This window comes from Cupriavidus sp. GW823-FHT06D04 (assembly GCF_058795055.1).
In genome coordinates this window covers 90,249-103,665 of the sequence record NZ_JBXAHL010000022.1, presented here as the reverse complement: position 1 = coordinate 103,665, position 13,417 = coordinate 90,249, and the positions used below count along the sequence as shown (strand labels likewise).

9 protein-coding genes are annotated in these 13,417 nt (G+C 71.1%); 7 read left to right on the top strand and 2 right to left on the bottom strand.

Annotated features, from left to right (window positions below):
- Positions 1-4 precede the first annotated feature (4 nt).
- Entirely contained in the window at positions 5-1,177 is a 1,173-nt protein-coding gene (locus AC1Q7H_RS24510) for an ABC transporter substrate-binding protein (RefSeq protein WP_013953625.1), read from the top strand.
- 156 nt (positions 1,178-1,333) lie between these two features.
- On the opposite strand, the gene AC1Q7H_RS24505 is transcribed toward AC1Q7H_RS24510, so the two are convergent.
- Together AC1Q7H_RS24505 and AC1Q7H_RS24500 are read right to left on the bottom strand one after the other, a co-directional pair.
- The gene (locus AC1Q7H_RS24505) at positions 1,334-4,162 is read right to left on the bottom strand and encodes a DUF6600 domain-containing protein (protein ID WP_211982010.1); all 2,829 of its coding nucleotides are present in this window, start codon (positions 4,160-4,162) and stop codon (positions 1,334-1,336) included.
- A 298-nt stretch (positions 4,163-4,460) separates the two neighbouring features.
- A complete protein-coding gene (locus tag AC1Q7H_RS24500) occupies positions 4,461-5,789 on the bottom strand; it encodes a putative bifunctional diguanylate cyclase/phosphodiesterase (RefSeq protein ID WP_013953627.1) in 1,329 nt (442 codons plus the stop codon).
- Positions 5,790-6,073: 284 nt separating this feature from the next.
- Between AC1Q7H_RS24500 and AC1Q7H_RS24495 the strand changes: the two genes are divergently transcribed.
- Genes AC1Q7H_RS24495 through AC1Q7H_RS24470 form a run of 6 tightly spaced genes read left to right on the top strand, consistent with a single transcriptional unit; the run spans position 6,074 to position 13,400 of the window.
- On the top strand, positions 6,074-7,690 hold the full coding sequence (locus tag AC1Q7H_RS24495; RefSeq protein WP_211982011.1) for a methyl-accepting chemotaxis protein: 1,617 nt from the start codon (positions 6,074-6,076) through the stop codon (positions 7,688-7,690).
- An 18-nt stretch (positions 7,691-7,708) separates the two neighbouring features.
- Positions 7,709-8,185, top strand: coding sequence for a chemotaxis protein CheW (locus tag AC1Q7H_RS24490; protein WP_013953629.1), 477 nt, complete (start codon positions 7,709-7,711; stop codon positions 8,183-8,185).
- The gene (locus tag AC1Q7H_RS24485) at positions 8,182-9,453 is read left to right on the top strand and encodes a CheR family methyltransferase (protein WP_153953360.1); all 1,272 of its coding nucleotides are present in this window, start codon (positions 8,182-8,184) and stop codon (positions 9,451-9,453) included. Before AC1Q7H_RS24490 ends, AC1Q7H_RS24485 begins: the two co-directional genes overlap by 4 nt.
- Positions 9,446-10,132, top strand: coding sequence for a chemotaxis protein CheW (locus AC1Q7H_RS24480; protein ID WP_013953631.1), 687 nt, complete (start codon positions 9,446-9,448; stop codon positions 10,130-10,132). The genes AC1Q7H_RS24485 and AC1Q7H_RS24480 overlap by 8 nt, the downstream gene beginning before the upstream one ends.
- Positions 10,129-12,384 (top strand): hybrid sensor histidine kinase/response regulator, encoded by a 2,256-nt coding sequence (locus AC1Q7H_RS24475; protein WP_211982012.1) that lies wholly within the window; start codon positions 10,129-10,131, stop codon positions 12,382-12,384. Before AC1Q7H_RS24480 ends, AC1Q7H_RS24475 begins: the two co-directional genes overlap by 4 nt.
- On the top strand, positions 12,381-13,400 hold the full coding sequence (locus tag AC1Q7H_RS24470; RefSeq protein WP_013953633.1) for a chemotaxis response regulator protein-glutamate methylesterase: 1,020 nt from the start codon (positions 12,381-12,383) through the stop codon (positions 13,398-13,400). Before AC1Q7H_RS24475 ends, AC1Q7H_RS24470 begins: the two co-directional genes overlap by 4 nt.
- The last annotated feature ends 17 nt before the right edge of the window (positions 13,401-13,417 follow it).

The window sequence follows — 13,417 nt, the reverse complement described above, 5'->3', positions numbered from 1 at the left end:
GACAATGCAAAGCAAGATCATGCGCCGTATCTTCCCGCTGGCCGCCACCGCCGTGGCCGCCATGCTGGCCTCTGGCACCGCACTGGCGCAGGAAGTGGTCAAGATCGGCTATACCGGGCCGCTGTCCGGCGGCGCCGCGCTGTATGGCAAGAACGTGCTGTCGGGCGTGCAGATGGCGGTGGACGAGATCAATGCATCCGGCCTGGAAGTCAAGGGCAAGAAGGTCAAGCTGGAGGTGGTGGCGCTGGACGACAAGTACTCGCCCGCCGAGGCCGCCATCAACGGGCGCCGCCTGGTGCAGCAGCACAAGACCCCGGCGGTGTTCGTGCCCCATTCGGGCGGCATCTTCGCGCTGCAGGCCTTCAATGAGCAGGAGAAGTTCCTGGTGATGGCCTACTCCAGCGTGCCGCGCATCACCGACGCCGGCAACAAGCTGACCATCCGCATCCCGCCAGCGTACACCGGCTATATCGAGCCCTTCGTCAAGGCGCAGATGAAGCGCTACGGCAAGAACGTGGCGCTGGCCCCGGCCGACCACGACTACGCCAAGGCCTGGGTGCAGGCCTTCGTGCCGGCGTGGGAATCGGCCGGCGGCAAGGTGGTGGCCAACAATCCGATGTCATACACCAAGGCCACCGACTTCTACAGCGGCGTGTCGCGCGCGATGAGCGAGAAGCCGGACGTGATGTTCGTCGGCGGCCCGTCGGAGCCGACCGCACTGGTGGTCAAGCAGGCGCGCGAACTGGGCTTCAAGGGCGGCTTTATCGTGATGGACCAAGCCAAGATGGATGAAATGGCCAAGGTCACCAACGGCCTGGGCATGCTGGAAGGTTCCATCGGCGTGCTGCCGCTGGTCAACGACAGCCGCCCCGCCGCGCAGAACTTCAACGCCAGGTACAAGAAGCTGCATGACGGGCGCGATGCCACCACCGAGATGTCGCTGAACTACACCATGGTGTACGCGCTGGCCGGTGCGATGAAGCTGGCCGGCACCACCAGCGACGCGGCAGCGATCCGGGCGAAGATGCCCGACGCGGTCAAGGGGCTGGCCAAGGAGGTCAACCCCAACGAAGTCGATGGCATCGACGCCAAGGGCGGGTCGATGGCCGACACCATCGTCGGCTGGGTGCAGAACGGCAAGATTTCGCAGGTCCGGTTGTCGGAGCTGGCGAAGTAAGCCAGGCTGGGGCGCCGCCCGCGCGGCGCCGCGCAAGAACAAACCCCCGCAGGCCGCGAGGCCTGCGGGGGTTTCTGCCTTACGGGCTCCGTCAAGCGGGCCGTGCTACTGCCGGCGATCGCCGTCGCGCCCGTTGCGCGCCTCCATCCGCCCGCGTCAGTTCTGGGCGCGCTGTTGCTGTTGCTGCTGCTGGCGCTGCTGCTCCATCTGCTGCCGCTGGCGCTCCTGCATCTGCCGTTGCTGGTCCTGCTGGTGCCGCTGCTGCTCCTGCGTCGCACGCTGCTGCTCCTGCGCGGCACGCTGCTGCTCCTGCATGTGGCGCTGCTGCTGTTCCGCCTGCTGGCGCTGCATGGCCTGCTGCCGTTGCTGCTCCTGCGCCTGGCGTTGCTGCTCCTGCATCTGCCGTTGTTGTGCCATCTGCTGGCGCTGGGCCGCCTCGGCCTGCCGCTGCTGCGCCTCCTGCATTTGCCGCTGCTGCTCGGCCATCTGGCGCTGGCGCTCCACCTGCTGGCGCTGCTGGTCGGCGGCCTGGCGTTGCTGGGCTTCGGACTGGCGCTGTTGCTCCATCTGCTGGCGCTGGATGTCCTGCGCCTGGCGTTGCCGCGATTCCTGCATCTGCCGTTGCTGCTGGGCTTCGGACTGGCGCTGTTGTTCCATCTGCTGGCGCTGGGTGTCTTGCGCCTGGCGCTGCCGCGATTCCTGCATCTGCCGTTGCTGCTGGGCTTCGGACTGGCGCTGTTGCTCCATCTGCTGGCGCTGGACGTCTTGCGTCTGGCGCTGCCGTGATTCCTGCATCTGCCGTTGCTGCTGGGGCTCCTGCATCTGGCGCTGTTGCTGGGCATCCTGCATCTGCCGTTGCTGCTCAAAGCGCTGCCGCTGCATGTCCTGCGATTGCCGCGCCGGATCGGGACGGTCCTGCCCATCCGCCCACTGGCGCTGTTGCATGCGCTGCTGATCCTGCTGGCGCTGCTGGTCGCGGGCCTGGTCCTGCCACTGGCGTTGCTGGGCGTCGCGTTGCTGGGCCTCGTGCTGTTGCCGCTGCAGATCAGGCCCCTGCCGCTGCTGCTCGCGCAGCGCGCGCTGCTGTTCCCGCTGCTGTTCCATCTGCTGGCGCTGCAAAGCCTGCTGCTGTTCGCGCTGCATGCCCTGCGCCTGCCGTTGCGCGTCGGCCGGTCCGCCCGGCTGGCCCGGCTGGCCAACAAAGCCGCGCGCTTCGTCGGGCCGGCTGCTCTGGCCGCGGCCGTTGCCGCGCCAGGGTTCGCCCGGGGCGTTCGAATAGTTGCGATCGCCGCGATCGCCACGTGCGGGGCCATCGGCATCGCCGCGGCCGGCGCGCGGCTGCGGCGGCGTGTGGTCGCGCGCGGCGATGGCTGCCTGGCTCATGCGCACATCGGGTGCCCGCTGCACATCGCGCCCGGGCCGCCGTTCATTGCCACCGCGCCAGGCTGGGCCGGCGCCGGGCACAACCCCGCCCTCACGCGCGAAGCGGCGGGCCAGGTCGTCCGTGGCGGGCCGGCCCGGCGGACGGGCGGCGATGGCCTGGCGCTCGAAGCCAGGGCGGGCCTGCGGCGGCAGCGGCCGCATCGGGGCCGATCCCACCAGACTGCTCTTGACCGGCGCCACCGGCGGCGCCCCCCTGGCCTCGCCTGCCGGCAGGTTGCGCCATTCGTCGCGATGCATGCCGTGCGCCGGGCGGCCTTCGACGAAATTGCGTGCCGGCATGCCGGTGATGGCGCCGGGCACGTTGCGGTTGGCGTAAGGCGGAGGCCGGCGGTCGCCCATCACGATGTTGTTAACGGTGACCCGGTTGATGCGGGCGACATAGGTCGGGCTGGCACGATAGACCGGCCGGTACGCGTCGCGCGGCCCCAGCGGATACCAGGCCACGCCCGGCCCGCTGCCAACGCGCACGCTCCAGTTCGGCCCGCTGGCGCCGACAAAGGCCACCACCGCCGGGGCGTAGCACGGGCGCACGCGCGGGCCCGGCACCCAGCCCCAGCGCGAGCCCACATAGGCCCAGCGGCCGTAGTGCGAAGGCGCGAAGCCCCAGGGCGCGTCGTCGATCCAGGTCCAGCCCCACGGGGCGATCCAGGCCCAGTGCCCGGCGCTGTACGGTGCCCAGCCGGCGCTGACCACGCGCGGGAACCAGACCGCGCCGTAGCCGGGGTCTTCCTGCCAGTCGCCGTAGCCGTCCAGCGCGGCGTAGCCCGGCATCTCGCGCGGCACGTAGCGGGCGGACGGCGAGGCGTCTTCGCGCGCATCGCGTGCCGCGGTCCAGCGGTCGAAGGCATCTTCCGGCGCGCCGCCGCCACCGGCGTCGGCCAGGTCGGTGCCGGCAAAGCGCATGCGATCGCCTCGCTGCAGCTCGATCGAGCGGCTGTCGCCATAGACCACGGCGCTGCCGTGGCGCATGGTCACGGTAGTGGTGCTGCCGTCCGGCGCCACGTCCAGCCGATAGTCGCCCGGCTCGCGCGGCACGAAGGCCAGGTTGGGGGTGTCGACCTCGACTGTCTGGCCCGGCGGCAGCGCGCGCACGCGCAGCTGCAGCGTGCCCTGGGTCAATTTAACCTGCGTGGCGCTGTCGTCCAGGTTCAGGATGCTGGCCGCGGTGGCGCCGCCCAGCCGGACCGCCACCGTGCCGGCGTGCAGCTCGGCACGGCCGCCGTGGTCCAGCCAGAGCCGGTCGCCGGTGGTGATGGGCCGGTTCAGGCCGGCGGCAGCCCAGTCGTCCGAGCCTGCCGGCGCAAAGCTGAGGTTGCCGTCGACGGCGGTCAGCGTGGCAATGCGCGAGGAAGGATCGGCTTGCTGGTACTGGCCGTCAGTCGCCGGCGCATCAAGATAGACCTCGCCGGGGGGGCCGGCGGGCACCTGGGCCAGTGCAGCAGCCGCCACCGCCAGGCCGGCGGCAGCGGCCAGGGCCGTCAGCGCCAGCCTGCCACGGCGTTGGACATGAGCAGGGGGGACAGATTGGGAAGAATCGAACATGGAAGTCAGGGCCGGGACAAAACGCATAACGCACCGGGGCGGCCGGCCGATGTCAGCGGCAACCCTAATGTCACCATACATTGCCCCGGATGCCGCGGCACGCCCGGCGCGGCAGACTTTGTAAGTTCGTATTTCGCCATGCGGCAATGCAGCGCAGGCCGCAGCGCTGTCCCGGGCAGGCTGCGGGCCGGCGGGGGGTCAGCGGGTGCCCGGGACGGGCAGGCTCGCCGTCAAAGGTGGAAACAACTTCCCTGGCAGCGCGGGGAGCGGAGACGGGCGGAACGGGGGCAGAGGCGGCTCAGCGGCCGGACTGCTGGCGCAGCATTTCGGTCAGGCGCTCGGCCGGCATCGGGCGGCCGTACAGGTAGCCCTGCGCCTCATGGCAGCCGTTGGCCAGCAGGAAGTCGCGCTGCTCGGTCGTTTCCACGCCTTCGGCGACCACGCCAATGTGCAGGCTTGCGCCCACGCTGATCACCGAGCGCACGATTGCGGCATCGACCGGGTCTTCGGTCACGTTGCGGATAAAGGACTGGTCGATCTTGAGCCGGTCCACCGGGAACGACTTCAGGAAGCTGAGCGAGGCATAGCCGGTGCCGAAGTCATCGCAGGTCAGCGTCACGCCGTCGCGGCGCAGCGCCTGCAGCTGGTCCGCGACCTCGTCGCCCTGCTGCAGCGCGATGGTTTCGGTGATCTCGATCTCCAGGCAGTCCGGCGCCAGTTCCAGCGCGCGCAGCACGTGGCGCACCTCGGTCAGCAGCCGGCTTTCGGACAGCTGGGCCGCGAACAGGTTGATGGCCACCCGCGGCGGTTGGGGAAAGGCCAGCGACCACGCGCGCGCCTGGGCGCAGGCAGTCTGCAGCAGCCACATGCCGACATCGCTGGCGATGCTGCTGCCGGCCAGCGCGTCGATGAAGGCGGCGGGCGGCAGCAGCCCGCGGGTCGGATGGCGCCAGCGCATCAGCGCCTCGGCACCGTGCACGCGGCCGTCGCGCAGGTCGACCTGCGGCTGGTACAGCAGCTCGAACTGGCGCTGGGCATAGGCTTCGTGCAGCGCCTGCACCAGCGACAGCCGCGTGGTCACGTCCGAGCGCATCTGCGGCTTGAAGAAGCGGATGGTGCGGCCGCCGTCGTGCTTGGCGCGGGCCAGCGCCAGGCTGGCCGCGGCCAGCACGTCCGAACCCTGTTCGCCGGCGGCGGGGATCACGCAGGCGCCGATGCTGGCCAGCACATGGTGGCGGCGACCGGCGCTCTCATGCGGGGAGGACAGCATCGAGAGGATCGCCGCACCAACATGGCGCACCAGCGTGGGATCGGCAATGGAGGGGAGCAGCACACCGAACTCGTCGCTGCCAATGCGGCCGATGGCGGCGTCGCGCGGCGAGGCGTCGCGCAGGCGGCGCGCCACGCGCTGCAGGATCAGGTCGCCTTCGGCATGCCCGTGCATGTCGTTGAAGGCGCGGAAATCGTCAATGCCGATCAGCAGCAATGCACAACGGGGCACCGCCTCGCTCTGCAGGCGTGCCTCCAGCCGCTTCAGAAATCCCTGGCGATTGTCAACGCCGGTCAGCGGATCGAGATCCGAGCCTGGCGAGGCGCCAGCCGCCTTCGCCCCCGACTTGGCCACCATCCCTGCCCCATCTGTAATTGTCGACATTGTTACCTGCTAGCAATTTAGCAAGTGTGACGAAAACTTGGAAAAAATCAAGCAGTTCCGATTGCGGCGGGACCGGCTATGCGGCCGCGCAACGGCGCCGCATTGCGCGTTGAATCGGTTCCCGGCTTACAGTACCCTACCGCGCATCAGGCCGCCCCCGCCGCCCCGCGACCTCCTGCTTGCCCCGGAGCGGCGCCCCTGAGGCGGCTTTGCGGGGAACGGCCGCTCCTGAACAAGAACATCACCGGGACCTCACCGTGAACGAATGGACCATCCGCACGCGCATCCTGGCAAGCTTCTCGCTGATCCTGCTTGTCATGGCACTGATGGGCGTTGTTGCCTACACCCGCCTGAGCGCCATCGAACGCGAAACCACGCTGATGCTGCAGGACGCGCTGCCCGGGCTGAACTACAGCACCGGCATCCGCGGCGTCTGGGGCGAGCGCTATGTGCTGGCGTGGCAGACCATCAATGCCACCGACCCGGCTGAGCGCCGCGGCTTCCAGCAGCAAGGCCAGGACGCCGCCGGCCGCCTCGACAAGCTCGAGCAGCAGTACGAGACCTCGATCACGCGCGACGAAGACCGCGTCGCCTTCAAGGCCTATCGGGACGTGCGCGCGCGCTACGAGCAGGCCTCCGACATCCTGTCCCGCCAGGGCGAGTGGAACGGCGCCGCCACCGCGGCAGCGCTGCGCGGCGAAGCGCATGACCGCTGGGTCGAGGCGCGCAAGGCGGCCCAGCACCTGGTGGACGACAACAGCGCGGTCAATTCGCGGGCGGCGCGGGGTATCGACGATGCCGTCGGTGCCGCCAAGATCGGCATCGAAGCGGCGCTGATCGTGGCCCTGGTGGTCGCCGTGGTCTGCGGCTACCTGCTGCTGCGCGCGATCACGGTGCCGATGCAGTCGATCGTCAACCTGCTGTCCGGCATCCGCGGCGGCGACCTGCGCCTGCGCATGGCGCTGCGCCGCAAGGACGAATTCCATGAAGTGGAGGAAGGTTTCAACCAGATGACGGGCGAGCTGACCTCGCTGGTGGGCCAGGCGCAGCGCACCGCGATCCAGGTCACCACCTCGGTCAACGAGATCGCCGCGACGGCGCGCCAGCAGCAGGCCACCGCCACCGAGACCGCCGCCACCACGACGCAGATCGGCGCGACCTCGCGCGAGATCTCGGCCACCGCGCGCGACCTGGTGCGCACCATCCATGAAGTCTCGAGCGCCGCCGAGCAGGCGGCCGGGCTGGCCGGCACCGGCCAGGTGGGGCTGTCGCGCATGGAAGGCACCATGCAGCATGTGATGGACGCCGCCGGCTCGGTCAATGCCAAGCTCGCCACGCTCAACGAAAAGGCCGGCAATATCAACCAGGTGGTGACCACCATCGCCAAGGTGGCCGACCAGACCAACCTGCTGTCGCTGAACGCCGCGATCGAGGCCGAGAAGGCCGGCGAGTACGGCCGCGGCTTTGCCGTGGTGGCGACCGAGATCCGCCGCCTGGCCGACCAGACCGCGGTGGCCACCTACGATATCGAGCAGATGGTGCGCGAGATCCAGTCGGCGGTGTCGGCGGGCGTGATGGGCATGGACAAGTTCTCGGAGGAAGTGCGCCGCGGCATGTCCGAGGTCACGCAGGTGGGCGACCAGCTGTCGCAGATCATCGCGCAGGTGCAGTCGCTGGCGCCGCGCGTGCTGATGGTCAATGAAGGCATGCAGGCCCAGGCCGGCGGCGCCGAGCAGATCAACCAGGCACTGATGCAGCTGTCCGAGGCCGCGCAGCAGACCGTGGAGTCGCTGCGCCAGTCGAGCCAGGCGATCGACGAACTGACGCTGGTGGCCAACGACCTGCGCAGCGGCGTATCGCGCTTCAAGGTCTAGGGCCTGCGCCCCGCCGCCATGAAACTCTTCCTGCTGTTCCGCCTCGGCGCTGACCACTATGCGCTCGATGCCGCCGAGGTGGCCGAGGTGCTGCCGCTCACGCGGCTCAAGCAGATCCCCGGCGCGCCGGCCTGGGTGGCGGGCCTGATGGAGCGCCGCGGCCAGCCGGTGCCGGTGATCGACCTGCCGGCGCTGGCCACCGGCGTGCCGGCGGCGCTGCGCACCAGCACGCGCACGGTGCTGGTCCACTACCGCCGCCATGGCGGCGAGGCCAGCCGGCTGCTGGGCCTGCGCCTGGAATCGGCCACCCAGACCCTGCGCTGCCCGGCGGAATCGTTTGTCGACGGCGGCATCGGCGGGGCCAGCCCGCGCTACCTGGGGCCGGTGCGGCACGACGCGCGCGGCCTGCTGCAGTGGGTGCGGGTCGAGGCCCTGCTGCCGGACGACGTCCATGCCATGCTGTTTGCCGACACCGCCGGGGAGGCCGCGGCATGAGCACTGCCACGCACATCGAGGCCCTGCTCAAAGCCCGCATCGGCCTGGACGCGGGCGCCATCGGCACCGGCGCAGTGGCACGTGCCGTGCGTGAGCGCCAGCAGGCACGGCAGGCGTCGGACACCCAGGCCTACTGGGACTTGCTGCACGGCACCGCCGATGAATTCCAGGCGCTGATCGAGGCCGTCGTGGTGCCCGAGACCTGGTTCTTCCGGCATCGCGAAGCGCTGCTGGCGCTGGGCCGCCTTGCCGCCGAGCGCGCCTTTGCCGACGGCAGGCGCACGCTGCGCGTGCTGAGCCTGCCCTGCTCCACCGGCGAAGAGCCCTACTCAATCGCCATGGCCATGCTCGATGCGGGCGTGCCGGCGGGCCGCTTTGCCATCGATGCAGTGGACATCAGCGCCCGCGCGCTGGCCCGCGCGCGCCTGGGCGAATACGGCGCAAACGCCTTTCGCAGCGCACCGCTGGATTTCCGCGACCGTTATTTCACGGCCACGCCCACCGGCTATGTGCTGGATGCACGCGTGCGCGCGCAGGTGCGGCTGCTGCAGGGCAACCTGGTCGATCCCGGCCTGCTCGCCGGCGAGCCGCCCTATGACTTCGTGTTCTGCCGCAACCTGCTGATCTACTTCGACGCGCCGGGGCAACGGCATGCGGTGCAGACGCTGGCGCGGCTGGCCGCTGCCGACGGCCTGCTCTTTGTCGGGCCGGCCGAAGCCAGCGTGCTGAGCTCGCAGGGCCTGGAGCCGGTCGGCTTGCCGCTGACCTTTGCCTTCCGCAAGCCGTCCGCCGTGCCAGCCGCCAGGGCGGCGCCGCGTGTGCCCGTGCACGCGGCCCAGCCGCCCCGCATGGCCGCACCGCCACGGCTGCCGAGGCCACCAGCCTCGCTGCGGCCTGCCCCGCTCACGCGCCCACCCCTGCGGCCCGCCGCGCCCGCGCCTGGCAACGATCAGCGCGCCGCGCTGGCTGTCATTGCCGCCCAGGCCGATCGCGGCGAGCTGGAGGCCGCCACCGCCGCCTGCCTGGCGCTGCTCGAGCGCGCCCCGGATGCCAACGCCGACGCCTATTGCATGCTGGGCGTGCTGCACGACGCCGCCGGCCGCACCGCGCAGGCCCATGCCGCCTACCGCAAGGCGCTGTACCTGGACCCGGCGCACCAGGAAAGCCTGTACCACCTGGCCGCGCTGCTCGATACCGAAGGCGATCACGATGGCGCCATGCGCCTGCGCCAGCGCGCGCAACGCCACACCCGCAAGCACCATGGCTGAGCCCCAAGGCATTGCCCTGCGCACCGAAAACGTCGACGACTGCTGGCGGCGCATCGGCGTGCGCGGCGACGGCTCGTGCCCCGCGCTGGCCGAGCACGCGCACTGCCGCAACTGCCCGACCTACGCCCAGGCCGCGGCCATGCTGCTGGACGCGCAACGGCTGGACGTCGTGCCGGACGCACTGCCCGATGCCGCCACGCTCACCGACGATGACGGGGCCTTGCCGGCCGAACGCGGCATCGCGCTGGCCTGCCTGGTGTTCCGCATCGGCGATGAATGGCTGGCCCTGCCGACCGCCGCGCTAGGCGAAGTCACCGCCCCCTGCCCGATCCATTCGCTGCCGCACCGCCGCGATGCCGCCGTGCTGGGGCTGGCCGCCGTGCGCGGCAACCTGCTGGCCTGCCTGTCGCTGGCGCGGCTGTTCGACGCGGGCGCCGGTGAAAGCGCCAGCGGCAGCCGCTTCCTGATCCTCGGGCAGGGCCGCGCCGCGATTGCGCTGCCGGTGGCCGAGGTGTCCGGCATCGCCCGCGTTCCGCAGCCCGCGCTGCAGCCGCTGCCCGCCACCCTAGCGCGGGCGTCGGCGCGCTATACGCAGGCGCTCTTCCTCGACCAGGGCCGCAGCGTCGGGCTGCTCGATGCCGCACTGGTGCGCCAGGCGCTGGCCAGGAGCCTGGCATGAATCCCGAGCAACTGCGCGACGCCTCGCTGCTGGAACTGTTCGCGCTCGAGGCCGATGCCCAGGCCGAAGTCCTCAATGCCGGCCTGCTGGCGCTGGAGCGCAACCCGGCAGCGGCCGAGCAGCTCGAAGCCTGCATGCGTGCCGCCCACTCGCTCAAGGGCGCTGCCCGCATCGTCGGGCTCGATGGCGGCGTGCGGGTGGCACACGCCATGGAAGACTGCCTGGTCGCCGCACAGGGCGGCCTGCCGCTGACCGCCGCGCATATCGACGCGCTGCTGCAAGGCACCGACCTGCTGCTGCGCATCGGCCATCCGCCCGGCGGCGATCCGGGCTGGGCCGAGCATGCGGGCCGCGCCGAGATCGATGCAGTGGTGCAGCGGCTCGGCATGGTCGATGGCGGTGCCGGGGCGCTGGTCGTGCCGGCACCGCCAGCGCCGGCCCCGGCCCTGTTACCGGAACCAGCGCCCGCGATACCGGCAGACGACACCCAAGAGCGCATGCTGCGCGTGAATGCCGATGCGCTTGACCAGCTGCTGGCGCTGTCCGGCGAGGCCATGGTCGAGTCGCACTGGCTGCGCCCCTTCGGCGCCTCGCTGCAGAAAGCAAGGCGGCAACAGGCACGCGCACTGCGCGCCGTCGATGCGCTGCAGGAAGCCTTGCGGGACGCACCGGACGGCAACCCTGGCGCGGCTGCGCACACCGCACTGGCCGAACTGCGCCAGCTGCTGGACGAAGGCCACGACCAGCTGGCCGCGCGGCTGGAAGAGTTCGAACAATACGATCACCGCGCCACGCGGCTGGCGCGCCGGCTCTATGACAGCGCGCTGGCCTCGCGCATGCGCCCGCTGGCGGACGCGCTGACCGGCTACGCGCGCATGGTGCGCGACCTCGGGCGCGCGCTGGGCAAGCCGGTGCACCTGGAGCTGATCGGCGCCGGCACGCAGGTGGACCGCGACATCCTGGAAGCACTGGACGCGCCGCTGGCGCACCTGCTGCGCAACGCGGTCGACCACGGCATCGAAGCGCCCGGGGTGCGCGCGGCGCAGGGCAAGCCGGCGGAGGGCAGCGTCACGCTGCAGGCGCGCCACAATGCGGGCCGCCTGGTCATCGAGATCTTCGACGACGGCGCAGGCGTCGACCTGGATGCCCTGCGCCGCGCCATCGTGCGGCGGCGGCTTGCGTCCGAAGAGACCGCGGCGCGGCTGTCGCAGGCAGAGCTGCTCGACTTCCTGCTGCTGCCGGGCTTCAGCATGCGCGACACGGTCTCCGAGGTCTCCGGCCGCGGCGTGGGCCTGGACGCCGTGCAGGAGATGGTGCGCCGCGTGCGCGGCAGCCTGCGCCTGACGCAGCAGCCGGGCCAGGGCCTGCACTTCCGGCTGGAGCTGCCGCTGACGCTGTCGGTAGTGCGCACGCTGCTGGTGGAAGTCGCGGGCGAAGCCTATGCCTTCCCGCTGGGCCGCGTGCTGCGCGCGACCTCGGTGGCGCGCAGCGAGATCGAGCAGACCGAAGGGCACCAGCATTTCCGCCACGAAGGCCGCGCCATCGGGCTGGTCAGCGCCGCGCAGGTGCTGCAACGCCCCGAGGGAGACGCTGCCAACGTGCGCGAGCAAGTGCCGGTGGTGGTCATCGGCGAGGCCGAGCGCATCTATGGCATTGCCGTCGACCGCATGCTGGGCGAGCGCCTGCTGGTGGTGCAGCCGCTGCCGGCGGCACTGGGCAAGGTCCGCGACATTGCCGCCGGCAGCCTCACCGACGACGGCACGCCGGTGCTGATCTTCGATGTCGAGGACGTGATCCGCTCGGTCGAGAAGCTGGTCTCCGAGGGCCGCATCGAAGGCGTGCGGCAGGCGGCCGTGGCCAGCGTCCAGGCGCGTGCGCGGCGCGTGCTGGTGGTGGACGACTCGCTCACCGTGCGCGAGCTGCAGCGCAAGCTGCTGGCCGGGCGCGGCTACGATGTGGCGGTGGCGGTCGATGGCATGGACGGCTGGAATGTGCTGCGCGCCGAGCCCTTCGACCTGGTCATCACCGACATCGACATGCCGCGCATGGACGGCATCGAGCTGGTGCGCCGGATCCGGCAGGACGCCGCGCTGCGGCAGCTGCCGGTGATGGTGGTGTCGTACAAGGACCGCGAACAGGACCGCCAGCGCGGCCTGGAGGCCGGCGCGGACTATTATCTGGCCAAGGGCAGTTTCCACGACGCCGCGTTGCTCGACGCGGTCCAGGACCTGATCGGCGAGGCACGTTCATGAAAATCGGCATCGTCAATGACTCGGCGCTTGCGGTAGCCGCGCTGCGCCGCGCGCTTGCGCTGGATCCGTCGTTCGAGATCGCCTGGGTCGCCGGCGACGGCGAACAGGCGGTGCAGATGGCCGCGCGCCAGACCCCGGACCTGATCCTGATGGACTTGCTGATGCCAGTCATGGACGGGGTCGAGGCCACGCGCCGGATCATGGCCGCCACCCCCTGCGCGATCGTGGTAGTGACCATGGACCTGGGCCGCAACGCCTCGCAGGTGTTCGACGCGATGGGCCACGGCGCCATCGACGCGGTCGACACCCCCACGCTGGCCGAGCCCGATGCCCAGCTTGCCGCCGGGGCGCTGCTGCGCAAGCTGCGCAATATCGGCCGCCTGCTGGCGGGCCGCGTGGCCCCGCAGCACACACTGACGGCGGCGCCGCGCGCAGTGGCTGCGCCGCGGCTGGTGGCAATCGGCGCCTCGGCCGGCGGCCCGGCCGCGCTGGCCACGCTGCTGGGGGCGCTGCCGGCGGACTTCGGCGCCGCCGTGGTCACCGTGCAGCATGTGGACGAGGCCTTTGCCGCCGGCATGGCCGACTGGCTCGACGGACAGTGCGCGCTGCCGGTGCGCATTGCCCGCGCCGGCGACGCGCCCCAGGCCGGCACGGTGCTGCTGGCCGGCACCAACGACCACCTGCGCCTGGCCAGCCCCACGCGCATGTCCTACACCGAGCAGCCCTGCGACTACCTGTACCGCCCCTCCATCGATGTCTTCTTCGAAAGCGTGGTAGAGCACTGGCGCGGCGACGTGATCGGCGTGCTGCTCACCGGCATGGGCCGCGACGGCGCGCTGGGGCTGAAGGCCATGCGCGAGCGCGGCTTCCTGACCATCGCGCAGGACCGCGCCACCAGCGCCGTGTATGGCATGCCCAAGGCCGCCGCAGCCATGGGCGCGGCCGCGGAGATCCTGCCGCTGCCGCGCATCGCGCCGCGGCTGGTGCAGGCATGCGGCGGCGCCGCGCTGCTTTGACCCAATGCAATACGTCC